This is a genomic window from Kitasatospora sp. YST-16 (assembly GCF_026802215.1).
Classification (GTDB): Bacteria; Actinomycetota; Actinomycetes; order Streptomycetales; family Streptomycetaceae; genus Kitasatospora; species Kitasatospora cineracea.
Map to the genome: position 1 here is coordinate 5,362,352 of NZ_CP113837.1, position 21,376 is coordinate 5,383,727.

Annotated in this window: 20 protein-coding genes; 9 read left to right on the forward strand and 11 right to left on the reverse strand. The window is 75.1% G+C overall.

The window, feature by feature from the left end; all coding sequences use genetic code 11:
• Positions 1-102 precede the first annotated feature (102 nt).
• Genes OU787_RS24330 through OU787_RS24340 form a run of 3 tightly spaced genes read left to right on the forward strand, consistent with a single transcriptional unit; the run spans position 103 to position 2,569 of the window.
• Positions 103-1,260 (forward strand): M48 family metalloprotease, encoded by a 1,158-nt coding sequence (locus tag OU787_RS24330; protein WP_268660514.1) that lies wholly within the window; start codon positions 103-105, stop codon positions 1,258-1,260.
• Positions 1,260-1,796 (forward strand): hypothetical protein, encoded by a 537-nt coding sequence (locus OU787_RS24335; RefSeq protein WP_268660515.1) that lies wholly within the window; start codon positions 1,260-1,262, stop codon positions 1,794-1,796. Before OU787_RS24330 ends, OU787_RS24335 begins: the two co-directional genes overlap by 1 nt.
• A complete protein-coding gene (locus tag OU787_RS24340) occupies positions 1,793-2,569 on the forward strand; it encodes an MOSC domain-containing protein (RefSeq protein ID WP_030459300.1) in 777 nt (258 codons plus the stop codon). Before OU787_RS24335 ends, OU787_RS24340 begins: the two co-directional genes overlap by 4 nt.
• Positions 2,570-2,582: 13 nt before the next feature.
• Here the strand turns inward: OU787_RS24340 and cobC are convergent, their stop codons facing one another.
• The gene (gene cobC / locus OU787_RS24345) at positions 2,583-3,641 is read right to left on the reverse strand and encodes an Rv2231c family pyridoxal phosphate-dependent protein CobC (protein ID WP_268660516.1); all 1,059 of its coding nucleotides are present in this window, start codon (positions 3,639-3,641) and stop codon (positions 2,583-2,585) included.
• Positions 3,638-4,138 (reverse strand): cobalamin biosynthesis protein, encoded by a 501-nt coding sequence (locus OU787_RS24350; RefSeq protein WP_268660517.1) that lies wholly within the window; start codon positions 4,136-4,138, stop codon positions 3,638-3,640. Before OU787_RS24350 ends, cobC begins: the two co-directional genes overlap by 4 nt.
• Before the next feature lie 203 nt (positions 4,139-4,341).
• On the opposite strand from OU787_RS24350, the gene OU787_RS24355 reads away from it, so the two are divergent.
• Genes OU787_RS24355 through OU787_RS24365 form a run of 3 tightly spaced genes read left to right on the forward strand, consistent with a single transcriptional unit; the run spans position 4,342 to position 7,664 of the window.
• The gene (locus OU787_RS24355) at positions 4,342-5,235 is read left to right on the forward strand and encodes an alkaline phosphatase family protein (RefSeq protein WP_030459303.1); all 894 of its coding nucleotides are present in this window, start codon (positions 4,342-4,344) and stop codon (positions 5,233-5,235) included.
• A gap of 6 nt (positions 5,236-5,241) precedes the next feature.
• Positions 5,242-6,528 carry an MFS transporter gene (locus OU787_RS24360; protein WP_268660518.1) on the forward strand — a complete coding sequence of 429 codons (1,287 nt, stop codon included), beginning with the start codon at positions 5,242-5,244 and terminating at the stop codon, positions 6,526-6,528.
• 41 nt (positions 6,529-6,569) lie between these two features.
• A complete protein-coding gene (locus OU787_RS24365; RefSeq protein WP_442788543.1) occupies positions 6,570-7,664 on the forward strand; it encodes a TolB family protein in 1,095 nt (364 codons plus the stop codon).
• 7 nt (positions 7,665-7,671) lie between these two features.
• Here the strand turns inward: OU787_RS24365 and OU787_RS24370 are convergent, their stop codons facing one another.
• Positions 7,672-8,154: a GbsR/MarR family transcriptional regulator gene (locus OU787_RS24370; protein WP_268660519.1), complete on the reverse strand. Its 483-nt coding sequence runs from the start codon at positions 8,152-8,154 to the stop codon at positions 7,672-7,674.
• A gap of 104 nt (positions 8,155-8,258) precedes the next feature.
• Between OU787_RS24370 and OU787_RS24375 the strand changes: the two genes are divergently transcribed.
• Entirely contained in the window at positions 8,259-9,173 is a 915-nt protein-coding gene (locus OU787_RS24375) for an ABC transporter ATP-binding protein (protein ID WP_268660520.1), read from the forward strand.
• The gene (locus tag OU787_RS24380; protein ID WP_268660521.1) at positions 9,170-10,810 is read left to right on the forward strand and encodes an ABC transporter permease; all 1,641 of its coding nucleotides are present in this window, start codon (positions 9,170-9,172) and stop codon (positions 10,808-10,810) included. The genes OU787_RS24375 and OU787_RS24380 overlap by 4 nt, the downstream gene beginning before the upstream one ends.
• 7 nt (positions 10,811-10,817) lie before the next feature.
• On the opposite strand, the gene OU787_RS24385 is transcribed toward OU787_RS24380, so the two are convergent.
• The 6 genes from OU787_RS24385 to OU787_RS24410 all read right to left on the reverse strand — a co-directional run bounded on the left by OU787_RS24385 (position 10,818) and on the right by OU787_RS24410 (position 17,560).
• The gene (locus OU787_RS24385; RefSeq protein ID WP_268660522.1) at positions 10,818-11,261 is read right to left on the reverse strand and encodes an SUKH-3 domain-containing protein; all 444 of its coding nucleotides are present in this window, start codon (positions 11,259-11,261) and stop codon (positions 10,818-10,820) included.
• An 83-nt stretch (positions 11,262-11,344) separates the two neighbouring features.
• Positions 11,345-11,797, reverse strand: coding sequence for an SUKH-3 domain-containing protein (locus OU787_RS24390; protein WP_268660523.1), 453 nt, complete (start codon positions 11,795-11,797; stop codon positions 11,345-11,347).
• Positions 11,794-15,603 (reverse strand): DUF6531 domain-containing protein, encoded by a 3,810-nt coding sequence (locus OU787_RS24395; RefSeq protein ID WP_268660524.1) that lies wholly within the window; start codon positions 15,601-15,603, stop codon positions 11,794-11,796. Before OU787_RS24395 ends, OU787_RS24390 begins: the two co-directional genes overlap by 4 nt.
• Entirely contained in the window at positions 15,600-16,325 is a 726-nt protein-coding gene (locus tag OU787_RS24400) for a WXG100-like domain-containing protein (protein WP_268660525.1), read from the reverse strand. The genes OU787_RS24395 and OU787_RS24400 overlap by 4 nt, the downstream gene beginning before the upstream one ends.
• Before the next feature lie 96 nt (positions 16,326-16,421).
• Positions 16,422-16,904, reverse strand: a complete 483-nt coding sequence (locus OU787_RS24405; RefSeq protein ID WP_268660526.1) for an OsmC family protein — start codon at positions 16,902-16,904, stop codon at positions 16,422-16,424.
• Between the two features lie 5 nt (positions 16,905-16,909).
• Positions 16,910-17,560 carry a GntR family transcriptional regulator gene (locus tag OU787_RS24410; RefSeq protein WP_030459313.1) on the reverse strand — a complete coding sequence of 217 codons (651 nt, stop codon included), beginning with the start codon at positions 17,558-17,560 and terminating at the stop codon, positions 16,910-16,912.
• A gap of 148 nt (positions 17,561-17,708) precedes the next feature.
• Between OU787_RS24410 and OU787_RS24415 the strand changes: the two genes are divergently transcribed.
• Entirely contained in the window at positions 17,709-19,322 is a 1,614-nt protein-coding gene (locus OU787_RS24415) for a DUF4190 domain-containing protein (RefSeq protein WP_268660527.1), read from the forward strand.
• A 70-nt stretch (positions 19,323-19,392) separates the two neighbouring features.
• On the opposite strand, the gene OU787_RS24420 is transcribed toward OU787_RS24415, so the two are convergent.
• On the reverse strand, positions 19,393-20,766 hold the full coding sequence (locus OU787_RS24420; RefSeq protein ID WP_442788645.1) for a cobyrinate a,c-diamide synthase: 1,374 nt from the start codon (positions 20,764-20,766) through the stop codon (positions 19,393-19,395).
• Between the two features lie 13 nt (positions 20,767-20,779).
• On the reverse strand, positions 20,780-21,376 hold the full coding sequence (cobO, locus tag OU787_RS24425; protein WP_268660529.1) for a cob(I)yrinic acid a,c-diamide adenosyltransferase: 597 nt from the start codon (positions 21,374-21,376) through the stop codon (positions 20,780-20,782).

Genomic DNA, 21,376 nt, shown 5'->3' on the forward strand with positions numbered 1-21,376 from the left:
CACGGCGATCGGCGCACCGGCCCGGCCCCGGTGACCGCCCTGGTTCACGGCCGCGCTGCGCGCGGCGGGATAACCGGGTGCGGGGCGTCCTAGGCTGGGGCCATGGCTGACACCGCGTCCACCGACGCCGATTTCACTCCGTCGGAGCTGGCCCGTGGCCGGGCGTTGCGCCGGGCCCGGCTGCCGTGGGTGCTGGGCGGGCAGCTGGCCTCGCTGGGGCTGAGCGCGGTGCTGGGGTTCAGTGCGGCCGGGGCGGGGCTGGTGGGGGCGGTCGGGGGGTGGTTCGGCGGGAGCTGGGCGGCAGAGGTGTTGGCGGGCGCGGCCGCGCTGGTGCTGCTCGGCCGGGCGGTGACGCTGCCGTTCTCGGCCCGGGTGCGGGCGGTCTCGGTCCGGTACGGCCTGGTCACCCAGGGCTGGGGCGGCTGGGCGGTGGACGTGCTGCGCGGCACCGCCGTCACGCTCGCGCTGTTCCTGCCGCTGACGCTGGGCCTGTACGCGCTGATCGGGTGGTCGCCGGGCCGCTGGTGGGTGCCGGGGGCGGTGGGGGCCGCGCTGCTGGCCGTCGCGCTGTCCTTCCTGCACCCGCTGGTGCTGGAGCCGCTGTTCAACCGGTTCACCCCGCTGGCGGAGGGCGAACTGCGCACCGCCCTGCTGGAGTTGGCCCGCCGGGACGGCATCGCGGTGCGCGAGGTGCTGGTCGCCGACGCCTCCCGCCGCACCACCGCGCTGAACGCGTACGTCTCCGGGTTCGGCCCGACCCGGCGGATCGTCGTCTACGACACCCTGCTGACCACCGCCGAGCCGCGCGAGATCGAACTCGTCGCCGCCCACGAACTCGGCCACGTCAAGCACCGGGACGTCGCCACCGGCACCGCCCTGGGCGCGCTCGGCGCGGCCGTCGCGGTGCCGGTGCTGGCCGCCCTGCTGGCCTGGCGCCCGCTGCTGGACGCGGCCGGCGCCGCCGACGCCCAGGACCCGCGCTCGCTGCCGCTGCTGGCCGCCCTCGCCGCCCTGCTCGGCGCGCTCAGCGTCCCCGCGCAGTGCGCCGCCAGCCGCCGGATCGAGACCCGCGCCGACCGGCACGCGCTCGAACTCACCGGTGACGCCGAGCAGTTCATCGCCATGCAGCGCCGCCTCGCGGTCACCAACGTCGCCGACCCGTACCCGCCCCGGGCGGTCGAACTGCTCCTCGCCACCCACCCCAGCACCGGCCGCCGGATCGCCGCCGCCCGGGCCTGGCTCACCGCGAAGGCGGCCTGATGACCCGCCCGCTGCTGATGCTCGACGTCGACGGCCCGCTCGCCCCGTACGTCGGCAGCCCCTACCGCCGGCCCGAGGGCTACCTCACCCACCGCGTCCCGGTGCGCAGTTGGCACGAGCGCCAGCGTGCCGCCGGCATCCGCAACCCGAAACCGCTGCGGGTCTGGCTGCACCCCGACCACGGCCCGGCGCTGCGCGCCCTGCCCTACGAACTGGTCTGGGCCACCACCTGGAAGGACGAGGCCAACGAGCACCTCGCCCCGCTCCTCGGGCTGCCCGAACTCCCGTACGTGGACTGGCCGTCCATGCACCACGGCGACCCCGACGACCTGCACTGGAAGACCCGCCACCTGGTCGCCTGGGCCGCCGGGCGGCCGTTCGCCTGGGTGGACGACGAGAGCGGGCCGCAGGACGCCGCGTGGATCGCCGCCCACCACCCGGCCCCCGCGCTGACCCTGACCGTCGACCACCGCGTCGGCCTGCGGCCGGCCGACTTCACCGCCCTCGCCGACTGGGCCGGAAGGAACGGGAATTGATCCTCCACACGCTGCGCCGCCACCCGGTCAAATCGCTGCTCGGCGAGGAGGTCGCCCGGGCCCGGATCGACGGCCGCGGCCTCGACGGCGACCGCCGCTACGCCCTGCTCGACCTCACCGACGGCCGGATCGCCAGCGCCAAGGAGCCCCGCACCTGGCGCCGCCTGCTCACCCTGCGCGCAGAGAGCAAGGACACCGGGGTGCGGATCACCGGCCCCGACGGCGCCGAACTCGACGACGCCGCGCTCTCCGCGCTGCTCGGCCGCCCCGTCCGGCTGATCGACGAGCGGCCGCCCGGCTCGACCCTGCGCCGCTCCGTCCCCGAGCAGGTGCTGGCCGCCGGGATCGACGCCGAAGTCGACTACACCGTGCAGGAGTTCGGCAGCGCCGCGGAGCCCGGCAGCTTCTTCGACTTCGCCCCGCTGCACCTGGTCACCACCGCCACGCTGGCCGGCGCCCCCGCCGCCCGCTACCGCCCCAACCTGGTGATCGAGCACGACGGCGAGCCCTGGTCGGAGAACGACTGGACCGGCCGCGAACTCGCCGTCGGCGCCGAACTGCGGCTGCGGATCATCGCCCGCACCCCGCGCTGCGCCGTCCCCACCCTCGCGCACGGCCCGCTGCCCGCCGACCCGGAGGCGCTGCGCCGCCCGGCCCGGCACAACCGGGTCCGGCCGCTGCCCGAACTGCCGCCCCTCCCGTGCCTGGGCGTCTACGCCCAGGTGCTCACCCCGGGCACGGTCGGACCCGGCGACCGGGTGCGGCTGTACTGAGCGCCCCCGGCCGTCAGCGACCCGCCGGCGCGGCGTCCGGGAGCGCCTTCGCCAGCGCGGCGAGGAAGCCGTCGGTGGTGGCCGGGTCGCGGACGGCGATGCGCAGCCAGTCGGGGCCGAGGCCGGGAAAGGTGTCGCCGCGGCGGACGGCGTAGCCGGCCTCGCGCAGGCGGGTGCGGACGGCGGCGGCGTCCGGGAGGCGGACCAGGACGAAGGACGCGGCGGGGGTGCCGTGGACCCGGACGCCGGGCAGGGCGGCGAGGCCGGCCAGCAGGTGGGCGCGGTGGACGGCGGTGGTGCGCGCGGCCTGCTCGGCCTCGGCCAGGGCGGCCGGGGCGGAGCAGAGTTCGGCGGCGGCCAGCGCGGGCGTGGAGACCGGCCACAGCGGCTGCGCGGCGGCCAGGGCGGCGACCAGCGGGGCGGGGGCGAGCAGGTAGCCGATCCGCAGGCCGGCCAGGCCCCAGGTCTTGGTGAGGCTGCGCAGCACGACCACGTCGCCGGGCAGGTCGCGGACGGCGGCGAGGCTCTGGCGCTCGCCGGGGTCGGTGTCCATGAACGCCTCGTCGACGACCAGGGTGCGCCCGGGCCGGGCCAGCTCGGCCAGGGCGGCGGCCGGGTGCAGGATGGAGGTGGGGTTGGTGGGGTTGCCGACCACCACCAGGTCGGCGTCCTCGGGGACCGCCCCGGGCGGCAGGCGGAAGTCCTGCTCCGGTGTGAGGAGGACGCGGTGGACGGTGTGCCCGGCGTCCCGCAGCGCCGCCTCGGGTTCGGTGAACTGCGGGTGCACGACGGTGGCGCGGCGCGGCCGCAGCACCCGGGCCAGCAGCACGAACGCCTCGGCCGCGCCCGCGGTGAGCAGCACCTCCCCGACCGGGCGGCGGTGCCGGGCGGCGACGGCGGCGCGGGCGGCGGTGCCGTCGGGGTAGGCGGCGAGGTCGGCGAGGGTCGCGGCGAGACGGGCGTGCAGCCAGGCCGGCGGGGTGCCGGTGCGGACGTTCACGGCGAGGTCGACCAGGCCCGCGGAGCGGACCTCGGCGTCGCCGTGATGGCGCAGATCGGGCTGCTGGTTCACCTGTTGTCCTCCTGGGGCGGGGCGGCGAGCGCGGCGGTGGCCGAGGCGGTGGCGGTGCGCGGCGCGAGCAGGCGTGCGCCGGGCCCGGCCGAGGCGAGGGCGGCGGCCTCGGCGACGCTGGGGGTGCCGACCGCGGCGGCGACCCGGGCGGAGCCGCCGGGCCCCGGGACGGCGGCCAGCACGGCGGCCGGGTGGCCGGTCAGCGGGAGGCCCAACTCCCTTGCGGCGGCGAGCAGTCCGGGCTCGGTGAGCTTGCTGTCGAGGGTGGCGGCGCTCCCCAGTGCGGTGCGGTCGAGGCCGAGGGCGGCGAGCGCCGCGTCGACGGTGCGCAGCAGGTTGGCGGCGGGGGTGCCGCGCCGCAGGCCGAGGCCGAGCGCCAGCCGGGGGGCGCGCGCCGGGCCGTCGGGTGCGCCGTCCGCGTCCACGTGCTGCTCGGCCCTCCCCGTCCGTTCCGCTCCGGGCCGGGCGTGCCGCCGGGCCGCCAGGAATCCCACCATGTCGGTCCGAGCAGGGTCAATCGGGACGGGTGTGAGAAGCGTCGCCCGGCTGGCCGAAAAGCGTCGGCGGGCCGAAGTTGCCCAGCCAACCGTTCGCTTGTTCTTCATGTGTCAAAAGTCCCGGCGGCCACGGACCCCGCCCTAGCCTTTCGGGCGCTCCACCACCCTGTCCGGCACCTTCCCCGCCACGGAGGACCACCGACATGTCCGCTCAGCTCAGCCGCCGCACCAAGCGCCGCCTGACCGCGGCCGGCAGCGCCGTCGCCCTCGCCGCCACCTCGTTCGGCCTGTGGGCCGCCGCCGGCAGCACCGCGCAGGCCGCCGCGCTGCCCACCCCCGACCACGTGATCGTCGTGGTGATGGAGAACCACGCGTACAGCCAGGTCATCGGCAGCTCCAGCGCCCCGTACCTGAACAACACCATCAAGGCGGGCGGCGCCAACCTGACCCAGTCCTACGGCCTGACCCACCCGTCGGAGCCCAACTACTACATGCTGTTCTCCGGCTCCAACCAGGGCCGCACCGACGACAGCTGCGTCTCCGTCGGCTCGATGACCGCGCCCAACCTGGCCTCCGAGCTGATCGCCTCCGGCCAGAGCTGGGGCTCCTACAACGAGGGCCTGCCCAGCCAGGGCTCCACCACCTGTTCCAACTCCAGCGGCAAGTACGCGCAGAAGCACAACCCGTGGTTCGGCTTCTCCAACGTGCCCACCAGCACCGCGTACACGATGGCCCAGTTCCCCACCGACTACACCAAGCTCCCGAAGGTCTCCTTCGTGGTGCCGAACCTGTGCAACGACATGCACGACTGCTCGGTGACCACCGGCGACACCTGGATCAAGAACAACCTCGGCGCCTACGCCACCTGGGCGCAGACCCACAACAGCCTGCTGGTCGTCACCTTCGACGAGGACAACAGCCTCTCCGGCAACCGGATCCCGACCCTGTTCTACGGCCAGCACGTCACCCCGGGCTCCAGCAGCGCCACCACCTACAACCACTACAACGTGCTGCGCACCCTGGAGGACCTGGCCGGCCTGACCGCCCACGCCGGCAACGCCGCCTCCGCCACCGACGTCACCGGCATCTGGAACTGACGCCCGATGTACCTCGCGGACGCCCGCTCCACGAAGAGTGACCGCGCCGCGGCCGTCGCCCCGAACTCCTGTTCGGGGCGGCGCGCCGCCGTCCCCGGCACCGTGCTCGCGCTCGGCGCGGTCAGCCTGGTCACCGACGTCTCCTCCGAGATGGTCAGCGCGGTCCTGCCGCTGTACGTGGTCACCGCGCTGGGCCTGTCCCCGCTCGGCTTCGGCCTGCTCGACGGCATCAACAACGGCGTGGGCGCGCTGGTGCGCCTGCTCGGCGGCCACCTCGCCGACCGCGGCGGCCGCGGCCACAAACTGGTCGCCGGACTCGGCTACGGCCTGTCCGCGCTGTGCAAGCCGCTGCTGCTGCTGGTCCACACCCTGCCGCTGATCAGCGGCGTGCTGGCGGTCGACCGCACCGGCAAGGGCCTGCGCACCGCCCCCCGGGACGCGATGATCTCGCTGGCCACCGCCCCCGAGCACCGCGGCCGGGCGTTCGGCGTGCACCGCGCGATGGACACCACCGGCGCGCTGATCGGCCCGCTGCTGGCCTTCGCCGTCCTGCGGATCGCCGACGACCGCACCGAACTCTCCAGCTACGGCGCCGTGTTCACCGTCTCCGGCTGCGTCGCGGTGCTCGGCGTGCTGCTGCTGGTGCTGTTCGTCCCCGGCCGGATCACCCGGGCCGGACAGCCGCCCGCCGACACCCCCGCCCCGAAGCCCACGCTGCGCGACGCGTTCGCCCTGCTGTCGCGGCCCGCGCTGCGCCGGCTCACCCTGGCCGCCGTGCTGCTCGGCCTCACCACCGTCAGCGACTCCTTCCTCTACCTGCTGCTGCAGCGCCGACTCGGCCTGCCCGCGCACCTGTTCCCGCTGCTGCCGCTCGGCACCGCCGCGGTCTTCCTGCTGCTCGCCGTCCCGCTCGGCCTGGTCGCCGACCGGATCGGCCGCCGCACCCTGTTCCTGCTCGGCCACGCCGTTCTGCTCTGCGGCTACGCCGTCGTCCTCTCCCCGCTGTCCGGCCTGCCCGCCGCCACGGCGGTCCTGCTGCTGCACGGCACCTTCTACGCCGCCACCGACGGCGTCCTCGCCGCCGCCACCGCCGCCACCGTCCCCGACGGGCAGCAGGGCGCCGGCCAGGCCCTGGTCGGCACCGGCCAGGCGCTGGCCCGCTTCACCTGCTCGCTGGCCTTCGGCGCCGCCTGGTCGCTCTGGGGCCCCCGCCCCGCCCTCGCCGCCACCACGGCCGCCCTCGCCGCCGCCGCCCTCGCCGCGACCTGGCTGCTGCGCCCCACGGCCCGCTGACCACCCGTCACCCTTCCCCCCAGCCGCCCGGAGGACCCGGCATGACCGCTCCCGCCACCGTCGACCCCGTCTCCGACGGGACGCCCGAGCCCGGCCCGGACGGGCCCGCGCCGGTGTCCGTCCGGCGCAAGCTGCTGGTGCTGCTGGTCGCCGTGCTGCTGCTGGCCGGGGTCGGCACCGGCGCGGTGCGGTGGGCCGGGCAGCGCGCCGACCGCCGGGACCAGGAGCAGGCGGGCGGGCCGCCGGTCCGCGAGGGCCGGGTCTCGCTGGACGGGACGGGCGGCCGGCAACTGCTGCTGCGCAACCTGGCCTGGGGCCCGCACCGGGACGAGATCGCCGCGGTGCCCGCCGCCGACCCGGACGGCCCGCGCACCGCCTCCGGGGTGAAGTGCCTGCGCTTCCACGCCGCCGCGGGCACCGGCATCTGCCTGCAGGCCGAGCACGGCGCGCTGGACGACACGTACCACGCCTCGGTGCTGGACTCCTCGCTGCACGAGGTCAGGCGCTTCCCCGCGCCGGGCATCCCGACCCGGGCCCGGGTCTCCCCGTCGGGGCACCTGGTGGGCTGGACGGTGTTCGTCAGCGGCGACTCGTACGCGGGCACGAACTTCTCCACCCGCACCGCGATCGTCGACACCCGCACCTGGCAGTTCTACGACAACCTGGAGAACTTCCGGCTGGTCGAGGACGGGCACCCGGTGCAGGCGTCCGACGTCAACGTCTGGGGCGTCACCTTCGCCGACGACGGCGGCTTCTACGCGACGGTCGCCACCGGCGGCCGGACCCACCTGGTCAGGGGCGACCTGGCGACCCGCACCCTCACCACCCTGCACCAGAACGTCGAGTGCCCCTCGCTGTCGCCGGACGGCACCCGGATCGCCTACAAGAAGCGGGTGGAGGGCGCCGACCCGGCCGCCCCCTGGCGGCTGTACGTGCTGGACCTGGCCACCATGGCCGAGACCGCGACCGCCGAGCGGCGCGACATCGACGACCAGGCCCTGTGGTCCGACGACCACACCCTGCTGTACTCGATGCCCGGCGACTACGGCTCCGACCTGTGGACCGTCCCCGCCGACGGCACCGGCGCGCCGGTCCGCCTGGTCCGCTCCGCCGTCGCCCCCGCCTACCTGGGCTGACGGCCCGTCAGGGGCGCCGCTCGCGCCAGCGCCGCATCATGTCGGCCAGCTCGACCCGCAGGAAGCCGAAGAACTCCAGGGAGTCGGCGAGGCGCCGCCCGGCGGGGGTGTCCGCGCCGAGCGCCTCGACGCCGTCGGCCAGGCCGGCCTCCCAGCGCAGCAGGGTGCGGTCGCGGTTGGCGGTGGCCTCGTACCAGACGTGGTCGTGGACCCGGTAGCGGTCGCGGCGGGAGCCGGGTTCGCGTTCGCGGCTGACCAGGTCGACCTGGGCGAGGTAGCGGACGGCGCCGGAGACCGCGGCGGGGGAGACCCGGAGCAGCTCGCCGAGCTCGGCGGAGGTGAGCCGGCCGGAGTCGGAGGTGAGCAGGGCGGTGAGCACCCGGGCGGGCATCCGGGGGAAGCCCGCGTCGACCAGGATCGTGGCGAACCGCTCCACGAACTCGGCCACCACCGCCGGATCCCGCTGCCCGCTCCCGTCCACGTCGCCCACGTCCCGCCCGCCTCTCGCCCGCTCCGCGGCTCCCCGCCGACCCGCGGAGATCCACAGCTTTCAGTAACTTCACGAATCTGTGAAACAAGAGTAGCGTCGATCCCATGACAACCGCCATCTCGGTGTCCGGCCTGGTGAAGGCCTTCGGCCGCACCCGCGCCCTGGACGGTCTGGACCTCACGGTCGAACAGGGCGAGGTCCACGGGTTCCTGGGGCCCAACGGCTCCGGCAAGTCCACCACCATCCGCGTCCTGCTCGGCCTGCTGCGCGCCGACTCCGGCAGCGCCGTCCTGCTCGGCGGCGACCCCTGGCGCGACGCGGTGCCGCTGCACCGCCGACTCGCCTACGTGCCCGGCGACGTGACGCTGTGGCGCAACCTCTCCGGCGGGGAGGCGATCGACCTGCTCGGGCGGCTGCGCGGCGGCCTGGACCCGGCCCGCCGCACCGCCCTGCTGGAGCGGTTCGAACTCGACCCGACCAAGAAGGGCCGCGCCTACTCCAAGGGCAACCGCCAGAAGGTCGCCCTGGTCGCCGCGTTCGCCTCCGACGTCGACCTGCTGATCCTGGACGAACCCACCTCCGGCCTCGACCCGCTGATGGAGGAGGTGTTCCGGGCCTGCGTCGCCGAGGCCCGCGACCGGGGCACCACCGTGCTGCTCTCCAGCCACATCCTGTCCGAGGTGGAGGCCCTGTGTGACCGGGTCTCCATCATCCGGGCCGGCCGCACCGTGGAGACCGGCACCCTGGCCGGCCTGCGCCACCTCACCCGCACCTCGATCGACGCCGAACTCGCCGGGCCCCCGCCCCGCCCCGACTACGCCCACGACCTGGTCGTCGACGGCCACCGGCTGCGCTGCCAGGTCGACACCGACCGGCTCGGCGAACTCCTCACCGCACTCAACGCGGTGGGCGTGCGCACCCTGGCCAGCCGCCCGCCCACGCTGGAGGAGCTGTTCCTGCGCCACTACGAGGGCGACGGCGGCGGCACCGGCGCACCCGCCGCGGCGGCCGTCCGGTGAGCGGCCCGACCCAGGCCGCCGCCGGCGGCCCCACCGGCGGCCACGACCTCACCGGCACCGGCGTCCTCTACCGCCTCGCCCTGCGCCGCGACCGGATCGCCCTCCCGGTGTGGGTGTACCTCGGCACCGCCATGGTCGCCTCCACCGCCTTCTCCTTCGACAAGCTGTACGCCGACGAAGCCTCCCGGCGGACCTTCGCGGCCGGCATCGACGGCAACGGCTCGCTGCGCGCCCTGTACGGCCCGGTCTTCGACGGCTCCACCACCGGCGGCCTGACCGCCTGGCGGATGGGCGTGTTCGGCGCGGTGCTGGCCGCCCTGATGTCGACCCTGCTGGTCGTCCGGCACACCCGCGCCGAGGAGGAGGACGGCCGCCTGGAACTGGTCGGCGCGGGCGCCGTCGGCCGCCGCGCCCCGCTCACCGCCGCCCTGGCCGCCGCGCTCACCGCCGACACCGCGCTGGCCGCGCTGGTCGCCGCCGCCCTGCTGGCGGCCGGTCAGGACGCCGCGGGATCGCTCGCGTTCGGCCTCGCGCTCGGCGCCACCGGCCTGTTCTTCGCCGCGCTGGCCGCCGTCACCGCCCAGCTCGCCGAGACCGCCCGGGCCGCCAACGGCCTGGCCGGCGCGGCCATCGGCGCCGCCTTCGTGCTGCGCGCGATCGGCGACTCCGGCACCGGCACCGGCTGGCTCGGCCGGCTGTCCCCGATCGGCTGGTCCGAGCAGGTCCGGGCGTTCGCCGGGAACCGCTGGTGGGTGCTGCTGCTCCCGCTGGCCGGCGCCGCCCTGCTCACCGCCCTGGCCCGCACCCTGGTCGCCCGCCGCGACCTGGGCGCCGGACTGCTCCCGCAGCGCCCCGGCCCGGCCGCCGCCGCCCCCGCGCTGGCGAGCGCCGCCGCCCTGGCCCGCCGCCTGCACCGCGGCCCGCTGCTCGGCTGGACGGCGGCCCTGGCGGCCGGCGGCGCGGTGTTCGGCGGCGTCGCCAAGGGCGTGGCCGACCTGGTCGGCGACAACCGGCAGATGGCCGAGGTGCTGGCCCGGATGGGCGGGCAGCAGGGCGTGCTGAACGCCTACCTGTCCAGCATCGCCACCGTGTTCGGCATGGTCGCCGCCGTGTACGCGGTCCAGGCGGTGCTGCGGATGCGCGCCGAGGAGGTCTCCGGCCGGGCCGAACCCGTCCTGGCGGGCGCCGTCTCCCGGCTGCGCTGGGCCGCCGGGCACCTGCTCTTCCCGCTGCTGGGCACCGCCCTGCTGCTGGCCGCCGCCGGCCTCACCGCGGGCCTGGCCGAGGGGCTGGCGCTCGGCCGGGGCACCGGCCCGGCGGTCGGCCGGATGCTCGGCGCCACCCTCGTCCAGCTCCCCGCGGTCTGGCTGACCGCGGCCGTCGCCCTCGCCGGGTACGCCCTGCTGCCGCACCGGGCGGCCGCGGGCTGGACCGGGTACGGCGTGTTCGTGCTGGTCGCCTGGCTCGGCCCGATCCTCCGCTTCCCGCAGGCCGTCCTCGACCTCTCCCCGTTCAGCCACCTCCCGCACCTGCCCGGCGGCCGGATCGACGCCGCCCCGCTGCTCTGGATCACCGCGCTGACCGCCCTCACGGCGGCCGTCGCACTGGCCGGGCTGCGCCGCCGCGACCTGGGCTGACGGCCCGTCAGCCCAGGTCGCGGCGGGGGTCCTGGCCGGCGGCGGGCTCCGGCGGGTCGGGCCAGAAGAACGTCCGGTCGTAGTCGGCGGCGACCAGCCGCCGGAGCGCCTCCGCGAAGCCGTTGGCGACCCGCTGGAAGCCGACGTCGCCGACCAGCAGGACGTCCCCGTCCTCGGTGAACAGGACGGCCTCCTCGGTGTCGAACACCGTCCCGACCAGGGCGACCCGCCGCCCCAGCCGCCGGCCGAAGATCCCCAGGTTGCGCGGCGTGGCGTGGGCGGCCTCCAGCGTCGGCCCGACCGCGGTGGTGAGCACCACGTCCCGCCCCCGGAACTGCCAGGTCACCGTGAGCTCCCCCCAGGCGGCGAGGAACTCCCGCAGCAGGCCGGTGACTTCGTAGCCGTCCTCGACGTACTGCCGGCAGGCGTCCGCGACGTCGAGCGGATGCACCTCGATCCGGGCCGCGTCGCCGAGGGCGGCCCGGAGGGCCGGGAGGCCGGGCCGCCCGCCGGCCGTCCCGTCCGGGCCCCGGGTCAGAAGAACGTCTTGTCCCAGTCGCCGGTGACCAGCGCCCGGACCGCCGCCTCGAAGCCGTGCGCGACCCGCTGGATCCCGGCGTCGCCGCCGAACAGGACCTCGCCGTCCTCGGCCAGCAGCAGGTACTCCGCGGTGGAGAACACCGCGCCGATCGGGAGGACCGGCCGGCCGATCCGCCGGGCGTAGCTGCGCACGTTCCTGATCGGCGCGTCCATGGCGCTCTCGACCGAGGTGGTCAGCTCCTCCTCCCAGTCCCGGTGCATCCAGGTCACGGTGAGCTCGCCGTAGTCGGTGAGGAACTCCCGCAGCCAGGGGGTGACTTCGTACCCCTCCTCGGTGTACTGGCGGCAGGCGTCGTCGAGGTCCAGCGGGCCGACCTCGAACCGTTCCACGCCGGTCAGCGCGGAGCGGAGGTGTTCGAGCGCCGGGCGCCCGGGGGTGGTGCTCATCCTGTCAGGACCTTTCCTCCGAAGCCCGGGACCCACGTCGCGCAGTTGGCGCACATCTTGAACTTCTTCCCCTTGGTGTTCACGGTGACCAGGTCGATGTTCTTCGGGTCCGCGCCGTCCTTGATCGCGTTGGTGAACATCCGCGGTTCGGCGCACATGCCGGGCGGGCGGCCCGACGGGTGCTGCGACTCGCTGGGCATCGCGTTGGTCACGTCCTCGTGGTGGCCGTCGTCCCCGCCGCTGAGCCCGTAGTAGACCTTACCGGTGGTGCGGTCCTTGCCCGCGGCGTAGGCGCCGGGGCCCTCGGCGTCCTCCGGGAGCCCGGCCACGTGCTTGTCGCCGTGCTTCTTCGCCTTGCCCATCAGGTCCTTGCGCAGGTCCGCGTCCGGGTCCTTCGCGGGCGCGAGGCCGAGCGGGTCGCACCAGGTGTGCGGGTTGTGGACGTAGCCGTCGGGGTTGGGGGCGGGGGAGAGGCCGAGCGGGTCGGGGCTGGTGTAGCGGGCGGTTTCGGGGTCGTAGTAGCGGTTGAGGTTGTAGTGGAGGCGGGTCTCGGGGTCGAAGTACTGGCCGGGGAAGCGCAGCGGGGTGTACGTGGTGCTGTCGGAGGGCCAGGTGGTGTGGCCCCAGACCGTGGGGGTGGCGCGCCAGGCGATGGCGTCGGTGGCCGGGTCGACGAGTTCGGTGGGGGTGCCGACCAGGTCGGTGACGATGGCGAAGAACCGGCGGTTGACCTGGTCCTGGTCGGTGAGGGACTCGGTCTGGGCGAGCGGCTGCAGGCCCTTGTGGTCCCAGCTGAGGGTGTGCGGGCCCGGGAGGTAGGGGGCCTCGGTGGTCTGCTCGGCGAGCACCGAGCCGTCCCAGGTGAACTCGGTGCGCTCCTCGACGGTGCTCCCGTCGGCGGCCAGCCGGTGCTTGGCGGTCCGGCGGCCGAACGGGTCGTACAGGTAGCGCCAGCGGGTGCCGTCCGGGGTGGTCACGCCGGTGAGGCGGTCCTCGGTGTCCCAGGTGTAGCGCCAGGTGTCGGGTTTCCGGGAGAGCCGGGTGACCTGGCGCAGCACGATCCGCCCCGCGGCGTCGTACTCGTACCGGACCCGGCCCGCGGTGGTGAGCTGCGAGCCGCTGTAGGTGCGGGCGCCGACGGCGGCCTCGGTGCCGCCGGTCGCGGGCCAGTCGGCGTCGGTGAGGTTGCCGACCGCGTCGTAGGCGTAGGACTCGTGCCAGTCGCCGGCCCGGACGGCGGTGACCCGGTCCGCGGCGTCGTGCTCGAACTCCCGCAGGCCGTTGAGCCGGTCGTCGATGCCGGTCAGCACCCCGTCGGCGCGGTAGCGGTAGTCGCGGCGCTGCAGGACCCCGTGCTCGGAGCGGAGGATCTGGCCGGTCAGCCGCTGTTCGGCGTCCCAGCTGCTGGCCAGGGTGAGCCGTTCGCCGATGGTGCGCTCGTGCTCCCGGCCCGCCGCGTCGTAGCGGAACTCCAGGGCGCCGTCCGGCGTGGCCAGCGAGGTCCGGCGGCCCTCCGGGTCGTAGGACCAGTCGCTGGCGTGGCCGCCGGGGGTGGTGCGGCGGACGCTGCGGCCGAGCGGGTCGCGGGTGTGGGTGAGGGTGCGGCCGTCGACGGTCTCGGTGAGCAGGTTGCCGAGCGGGTCGACGGTGCGCAGCACGTCGGCGTCCGGCCCGGTGGCCCGGACCAGGTGCCCGGCCAGGTCGTAGCCGTAGACGGTGCGGGCGCCGTCGGCGTCCTTGGCGGTCAGCCGGCCCAGCACGTCGTAGGCGTAGTGGACCTGACCGCCGGTCGGGGTGGTGCGGGCGGTCAACTGCCCGGCCCCGTCGAGCCGGTAGCCGACGGTCCGGCCGTGGAAGTCCTGCTCGCCGACCAGCCGCCCGGCCGCGTCGTAGGTGTAGGTCCAGGTTTGCCCGAGCGGGTTGGTGACCGAGACCAGGTTCATGTCGGCGTCGTAGCCGAAGGCCAGCCGGGTGCCGTCCGGGTCGGTCCGGGCGGCCACCGTCTCGAACGGGGTGTACTCGTACGTGGTGGTCCGGCCGAGGCGGTCGGTGTGCGCGAGCAGGTTGCCCTCGTCGTCGTACGCCCAGCTCTCGGCGGCCCCGTCGGCCGCGGTGTACGAGCTCAGCAGCCCCTCGGCGGTCCAGGCCAGCCGGGTGGTGTGGCCGAGCTGGTCGGTGACGGCGACCACCCGGCCGAAGGCGTCCCGCTGGTAGCGGCTGGTGCCGCCGGCCCGGTCGGTGACCTCGACGGGCAGGCCGGCCGGGTTGCAGCGGACCAGGGTGGTGTGGCCGAGCGGGTCGGTGACGGCGGCCAGGTGGCCGTGCTCGTCGTACCGGAACAGGGTGGTGGCGCCGGTCGGTTCGGTGACCGAGGTGCGCAGGCCGTTCTCGTCGTAGGTCTGCAGCCAGGTCTGGCCACCGGGCCGGGTGATCTCGGTGGGCAGGTTCGTGTCGCCGAAGTAGGCGGCGGTGGACTGCAGGCCGTCGGGGCGGGTGACGGCGATCAGGTCGCCGACGCCGTCGCGCTCGTAGTGGGTGGTGCGGCCGAGCGGGTCGGTGCGCGACAGGAGCTGGTCGTACTCGTCGCGCTCGTAGTGGGTGGTGTGGCCGAGCGGGTCGGTGATCGCGGTGATCTGGTGGCGCTCGTTGACGGTGTAGGTGGTGGTGCGGCCCAGCGCGTTGGTCTCGGTGGTGGTCCGCAGGCCGGTGTCCGGGTCCGGTTCGCCGTAGGTGAAGTGGAAGCGCAGGGTGCCGTCGGCGGCGCCCTCGTCGACCACCCGGTCCCGGTCGTCGTAGGTGTAGCGGTACTCGGTGCCGTTGCGGTCGGTCCAGGCGGTGATCCGGCCGGTGGCGTCGTTGGTGAAGCGCAGCGGCTTGCCGGAGGAGTTGTAGACCGAGCTCAGGTGCCCGTCGGTGTAGCCGTACCGGGCCAGCAGCAGGTCGCGGCCCTCCTCGCCCGCGCCGGCCAGGCGCAGCGCGGTGATCCGGCCGGCGTCGACGGTCACCAGCACCCGGTAGCCGCCGGAGTGCGCCATGCTCAGCGGCGCGCCGTCGGCGTCGTGGACCAGGTCGACCCGGTGGCCGGTCCGGTCCCGGATGCCGGTCAGCAGGGCGACGTCCCCGGCCGGGCGGCGGGTGAACTCCTTGACCAGGCCGCCGGCGTGGTCGGTCAGCGTGTAGCCGCCGTCCGGGGCGAGTTCGAGGTCCAGCCGGGAGCCGACGGCGGCCCGGGCCGGCTCGCCGGGCGCGGGGTGCGGGTAGGCCTGGGCGGTGCGGTCGGGGGTGAGGTGGACGACGCCCTCGGCGTCGATCTCCAGCCGCTCGTCGAAGGTGCAGGACCAGCGCGGGCCCATCCACCAGCCCGCCTGGTGGTCGGACTCGTAGGAGCGCTTGAACAGCAGCGGCAGCACGCCGGGCAGCATGAGGTCCTGCTGCTCGATGAACATCAGGCCGGTCGCCATGTCGACCGGCTCGCCGCCCTGGCAGCGCGACTCGGGCGGCCGGCCCGGCTTGTGCGGGTCCGCGACCCGGTCCCGGCCCCGGCCCTCGTTGTGCGGGGCGGAACCGCGCCCGCCGCCGGGGCCCGAACGCGGGTGGGGGACGCCGTCCTTGCCCTCACCCTTGAGGATCTTGGCGAGGTCCTTGGCGTGCTTCTCCTCGATCTCGCGGGTGTTCTTGGCGACGGTCTTCAGGTTGTCGCCGGCCTTGCGGTAGAAGCCCTTCAGCGCTTTGCCGGCGTCCTCGGCCAGCGTCTTGCCGAGTTTCTGCGCGCCGTGTTCGAGGGCCTTGACGATCTGGTTGCTCATTCGAAGCTCACCCCGGCGAGCTTGGACTGGAACGCCTGGGCGTGCCCGGCGACGGTCTCGGCGTGCTCGTGCATCATCCGCGCGTGCTCGTCCAGCGCGTCCGGATCGATCCGGAAACCCGTCCCGCCCTCACCCCCGCCGGAGACGCCAAGCGCGGACTCGGCGGCCTGGAACACCATCCCCGACACCGCATTGGCCACGGTGTCCACCAGCGGGCCGATCGCGGCCTCGATCACCTGACCGATGATGTACTGCTCCAACTGCTGTTCCAGGTAGTTGATCAGGCGCTTGGCGGCCTCCTCGATGAGGATCACCGCCGCCTCGGCCGCGCCCAGCGTCGCCACCGCCGCGGCCTGGTCGGCGATGAACGCCGCGGCCAGCGCGATCAGCTCGCCGATCGTCTCGACCTTCATCGCCACGATCACGTCCGCCGCCACGTCCAGCGCGGTCGCCACCACGTGGCACGCCTGCACCAGCTCGTTCAGGTGCTGGTCGGAGACCGACGCCCACTTGGCCAGCAGCGCCTCGTAGGAGGCGCCCTCGTAGGCCTGTCCCAGCTGCTGGATCGTCGCCGTCGACTGCTGGTGCGAGGCGTCCACGTTGTCCGCGAACTCCCGCACGTGGCCCGCGAACTCACGGACCTTGTCCTCGTTCACCGTCGGCCAGTTGATCCCGATGACGGACAGGAAGTCCACCACCTCACCGGGCAGTTCGATCGCCATAGTGCCCCCGTTTTCCTGATATGCACCTGCGCGTCGGAGTCAAAATACTCGGACGTGCCGACCGGCGGAACGGTTGCCCGGCGAGGGGTGGGTCCGTCACCCGACGGAGTGAACGGTCACCACCGGCTCGTGGTGGACCGGGAAGTTCACCGAGGAGGCGATGAAGCAGTCCCGGGACGCCGGGCCGTGCAGGGCCAGCGCCTGCTCGCGCATCGACTCCTCGGCGACCTCGATCCGGGGGCGGAGCATCGCCTCGGTGAACCGGCCGCCGTTGCCCTCGGTGTGCATGGTGCCGGTGGAGTCGTCCGCGTAGGAGAGGACGACGACGCCGTTGGCCGCGCAGTGGTGCAGGTAGGAGAGCATGTGGCACTGGGCGAGCGCGGCCAGCAGCAGCTGTTCCGGGTTCCAGCGGGTGCGGTCGCCGTGGAAGGTCGGGTCGGAGCTGCCCAGGAGGTCCGGCAGGCCCTCGGCCGAGACGGTGTGGGCGCGGGCGTAGGAGCGGTAGTGGTCGGTGCCGGTGCCGAGGTTGCCGGTCCACTCGACCCGGACCGCGTAGTGGTGGGCGTGCGAGAAGGCCATGCGGATCACTCCGTTTCGTCGGACGCGGCCGGTCGGTCGGCCGCGCAGGTGTCCAGGACGTGCCGCCGGGCGGCCGCCGCGGCGGCGTCCGGGTCTCCGGCGGTGACCGCGGCGAGCAGGTCGCGGTGCTGGGCGTCGACCAGGGCGGTGCGCTCGGGCGGGCCGAGGGTGCGCCGGGTGGAGACCTGGATCTGGTCCCACAGCCGGTCCAGGCTGTGCAGCGCCACCGGGTTGGCGGCCAGTTCGGCGACCCGCCGGTGGAAGGCCCGGTTTAGCCGGACCGCGGCGGTGAACTCCCCGTCCGCGGTGGCCCGGTGGGTGCGGTCGGCGAGCGCGGACAGATCGGCCAGCTCGGCCGGCGCCAGCCGTCCGGCCCGCTGCCGCTCGGCGGCCAGCTCCGCCGTCAGCGCCTCGAGCGCGGCCCGCACCCGGTAGACGTGCGCCAGCTCCGCGCCGTCCAGCCGCACCACCCGCACACCCCGCCCGGCGGGCGCCAGCAGCCCGTCCGAGGCCAGCGCCCGGAACGCCTCCCGCACCGGCGTGCGGCTGACCCCCAGGGCCCCGGCGACCTCCACCTCGCCCAGCCGGGCCCCCGGCGGGTAGCGGCCGTCCAGGATCAATTCCCGCAGTCGCGCGCGGGTGCTCTCGGTCTGCACGGGGCCAGCGTAGAACGCTGTATGCAATGTATGCAATGACCGTGCGCAAGGCGCCCGGCCGCAGGTCCGGAACCCGTTGGGACCCCGGTGGCGCGGTCCGCTATATTCGCGCAGCCGCGAACCGTTTCACTCCCAGGGGGGACTAGCCATGCCGCTCGACCAGGAGGGCACGGGGAAGGACGGCCCGGACGCCCCGCCCGCCCTCTCGCTGGAGAAGCGCGGAACACCCGCCGAGCCGACCGGGCCGACCGAGCCCGCCGACTCCGTCGCGGACGCCGCACAGCCCGCCCCGGCCGTCTCGTTCACGAAGCCTGACGCGGACACGGAGGCAGGCGCGGACACGGGCGTGGACGTGGAGCCGACCGAGCCCGCTGCGGACGCCGTTCCCGTTGCGGACGCCGCCCCCGTCCCCGCTCCGACGGCCGTCGAGCCCGCGGTCCCCGTCAACCCGTGGGCGCCCCCCGCCCCCGGCGCCCCGGTTCCCGCCGCACCACCGGCCTCCGCCAACCCGTGGGCACCCCCCGCCCCCGGCGCGCCGATCCCCGGTCCCGTGCCCGGTCCCGTGCCCGGCCCGGCGGAGGCCGGTGGTGCGGCCGTCGGCAACCCGTGGGCCCCGGCGCCCGGCGGCCAGCAGCCGTGGGGGAGCGGCGCGTTGCCGCCGGGGGCGTTCCCGCCGGGGACGGCGCCGTACGGGATGCCCGTCCATCCGGCGTTCGCGCAGCGGCAGTTGTACACCAACGGGCTGGCGATCGCCTCGCTGGTGGTGAGCTTCCTGTGCTTCGTCGGCGCGGCCGGCATCATCATGGGCGCGATCGCACTGCGCCAGATCAAGCGGACCGGTGAGCGCGGCCGGGGCCTGGCGATCGCGGGGATCGTGATCGGTTCGCTCTGGCTGGTGGTCTTCGCGGCGGGGGTGGTCGGCAACGCCTTCTCCGTCGACACCGGCGAGGACGGCTCCTCGGGCTTCACGTCGTCCCGGCACAGCGGCTCCCCGGTCCTGCCGGCGGCCTCCCCGCTGCGGCTGGACGTCGGCGACTGCTTCGACCTGGCGGGAACGCTGGTCGCCAAGAAGGTGGACTGCTCGAAGCCGCACAAGGGCGAGGTCTTCTGGACCGGCATCCCGGTGGAGACGGGCGACTACCCGCTGCCCAGCGTGCTGGAGGCCGAGGCGAAGAAGGGCTGCAAGGAGCACGTCGACCAGTACGTGATGGACACCTGGACGCTCGGCGACTCGATGGACTACCGCTACCTGTACCCCGACCGGAACAGCTGGGACGCGGTCTCCGGCCGCCGGCTGGTCTGCTTCTTCACCGGCAGCGGGCAGCTCACCGGTTCGCTGCGCAAGGACCAGACCAACCTGACCTACGACCAGCTGCACCTGCTGCTGGCCACCGACCAGTTCGACCGGGCCTGGAGCGAGGGCCCGGGCACGGACCTCGACGTCCAGGACGACCCGGCGGGTTTCCGCACCTGGGCCGGGCAGCTGGCCACCGCGGCCGACCAGCAGGCCGCCACGCTGTCCAACGCCCGGTGGACCACCGCCGACCGGGCGACCGTCGACCGGCTGGTGAACGAGTCCAAGGTGGCCGCCCAGCACTTCCGGGCCGCCGCGAACGCCCCGGACGACGCCGCCACCGAGCGCGAACTGAACACCGCCTACCAGCACTTGGGCGACGACCTGATCCTCGACCTGCGCCGCCAGCTCGGCCTGTCCACCTTGGACGAGGAGCCGACCAAGCACCCCTCGAACCAGGCGGTCTGACCGCCGCCGCCACCGATCGCTGCCTGCCGCCGGGGCCGGGTGACACCTCGTCACCCGGCCCCGGCCGCTCTCAGCCCGGCTGCCCGGCCGCCCAGGTGGCGGCGTGCCGGACCAGCCGGGACGGCAGCGCGGGCGCGCCCGTCCAGTGCAGGTGCAGGTAGGAGGCGTGCACCGAGCCGTGCAGGTGGCCCTCGGTGTGCGGTCCGGCGGGGGTGCGCCAGCCCCAGGCGGGGGACGGGCCGGCCGCCGGGTCGGTGGCGGTGCGGTGGAACTCGTGGCCGCGCACCCGGGAGCCCGCCGCGGCGAGCGGGGAGTCGGCGAGCGCCACCGCCTCCCGGTAGCCGAGGGTCAGCCGGGGCGTCATCCGGGCGTTCGCGTCCAGCACCCCGCACATCGGCAGGCCGTCCAACTCCCGCCCCAGGTACAGCAGTCCGGCGCACTCGCCGACCACCGGCGCCCCGCTCGCGGCCAGCTCGGCGACCGCCTTCCGCAGCGCCGCGTTGGCGCTCAGCTCGGCGACGTACACCTCGGGGAAGCCGCCGCCGATCACCAGCGCGGCCGTCCGCTCCGGCAGCCGCTCGTCGTGCAGCGGGTCGAACGGCACCACCTCGGCCCCGGCGGCGGCCAGCAGTTCGGCGTTCTCCGCGTACGAGAAGGAGAACGCCGCACCGCCCGCCAGCGCGATCCGCGGCCGGGGCCCGGCCACCGGCTCGACCTCGGCCGCCGCGTCCCAGGGCCGGTCGGTCAGCGGCGGGGCGGTCCGGGCGAGCGCCAGCACCGCGTCCAGGTCGACCGACCGGGCGACCAGTTCGCCCATCTCGCGCACCGCCCGCAGCGCCTCCGCGGACCGCTCCACGGCTGGGACCAGGCCCAGGTGCCGGGACGGCGTGTCGACCGCCCCGGCCCGGCGCACCGCGCCCAGCACCGGCACGCCCGAGCCCTCCTCCAGGGCCTCGCGCAGCAGCGTCTCGTGCCGGTCCGAGGCGACCTTGTTCAGGATCACCCCGGCCAGCCGGACCTGCGGGTCCCAGGACGCGAAGCCGTGCACCAGCGCCGCCACCGACCGGGACTGCGAGGAGGCGTCCACCACCAGCACCACCGGCGCCCGCAGCAGCTTCGCCACCTGCGCCGTCGACGCCAATTCGCCCCGCCCGGCGGCCCCGTCGTACAGGCCCATCACGCCCTCGACCACGGCGACGTCCGCCCCGGCCGCGCCGTGCGCGAACAGCGGGGCGATCCGCTCCGGGCCGCTCATCCAGGCGTCCAGGTTGCGGCCCGGGCGCCCGGCGGCCAGCGCGTGGTAGCCGGGGTCGATGTAGTCGGGGCCGACCTTGTGCGGGGAGACCTTCAGCCCGCGCGCGGCCAGCGCCGCGATCAGGCCGGTGGCCACCGTCGTCTTGCCCGCCCCGGAGGACGGCGCGGCCACCACCAGCCGGGGAATCACGCTGCTCAACCCGCTACCACTCAATGCCGCGCTGGCCCTTGCGGCCCGCGTCCATCGGATGCTTCACCTTGGTCATCTCGGTGACCAGGTCGGCCAGTTCGAGCAGCGGCTCGGGCGCGTACCGGCCCGTCACCACCACGTGCTGGCTGCCCGGCCGCTCCCGCAGCACCTCGACCACCTCGGCCACGTCGATCCACCCCCAGTGCAGCGGGTAGGTGAACTCGTCCAGCACGTAGAACCGGTACGTCTCGGCCGCCAGGTCCCGCTTGACCTGCTCCCAGCCCTCCCGGGCCGCCTCCTCCGAGGACTCGATGTCGCGCTGCACCCAGGACCAGCCCGAGCCCATCTTGTGCCAGGCCACCGTGCCGCCCTGCCCGGACTCGCCGAGCACCCGCAGCGCGTTCTCCTCGCCGACCTTCCACTTCGCCGACTTGACGAACTGGAACACCCCGATCGGCCAGCCCTGGTTCCAGGCCCGCAGCGCCATCCCGAACGCCGCCGTCGACTTCCCCTTGCCCGGCCCGGTGTGCACCGCCGTGATCGGCTGGGTCCGGCGCTGACGCGTCGTCAGGCCGTCGTCCGGGACGTTCTCCGCCACTCCCTTGGGCAT

Bases quoted from the DNA above. Each gene is read 5' to 3' on its own strand.
- OU787_RS24330 (WP_268660514.1), top strand. From the start codon at position 103: ATGGCTGACACCGCGTCCACCGACGCCGATTTCACTCCGTCGGAGCTG.
- OU787_RS24335 (WP_268660515.1), top strand. From the start codon at position 1,260: ATGACCCGCCCGCTGCTGATGCTCGACGTCGACGGCCCGCTCGCCCCG.
- OU787_RS24350 (WP_268660517.1), bottom strand. From the start codon at position 4,138: ATGGTGGGATTCCTGGCGGCCCGGCGGCACGCCCGGCCCGGAGCGGAA.
- OU787_RS24355 (WP_030459303.1), top strand. From the start codon at position 4,342: ATGTCCGCTCAGCTCAGCCGCCGCACCAAGCGCCGCCTGACCGCGGCC.
- OU787_RS24360 (WP_268660518.1), top strand. From the start codon at position 5,242: ATGTACCTCGCGGACGCCCGCTCCACGAAGAGTGACCGCGCCGCGGCC.
- OU787_RS24365 (WP_442788543.1), top strand. From the start codon at position 6,570: ATGACCGCTCCCGCCACCGTCGACCCCGTCTCCGACGGGACGCCCGAG.
- OU787_RS24375 (WP_268660520.1), top strand. From the start codon at position 8,259: ATGACAACCGCCATCTCGGTGTCCGGCCTGGTGAAGGCCTTCGGCCGC.
- OU787_RS24390 (WP_268660523.1), bottom strand. From the start codon at position 11,797: ATGAGCACCACCCCCGGGCGCCCGGCGCTCGAACACCTCCGCTCCGCG.
- OU787_RS24395 (WP_268660524.1), bottom strand. From the start codon at position 15,603: ATGAGCAACCAGATCGTCAAGGCCCTCGAACACGGCGCGCAGAAACTC.
- OU787_RS24400 (WP_268660525.1), bottom strand. From the start codon at position 16,325: ATGGCGATCGAACTGCCCGGTGAGGTGGTGGACTTCCTGTCCGTCATC.
- OU787_RS24405 (WP_268660526.1), bottom strand. From the start codon at position 16,904: ATGGCCTTCTCGCACGCCCACCACTACGCGGTCCGGGTCGAGTGGACC.
- OU787_RS24415 (WP_268660527.1), top strand. From the start codon at position 17,709: ATGCCGCTCGACCAGGAGGGCACGGGGAAGGACGGCCCGGACGCCCCG.
- cobO (WP_268660529.1), bottom strand. From the start codon at position 21,376: ATGCCCAAGGGAGTGGCGGAGAACGTCCCGGACGACGGCCTGACGACG.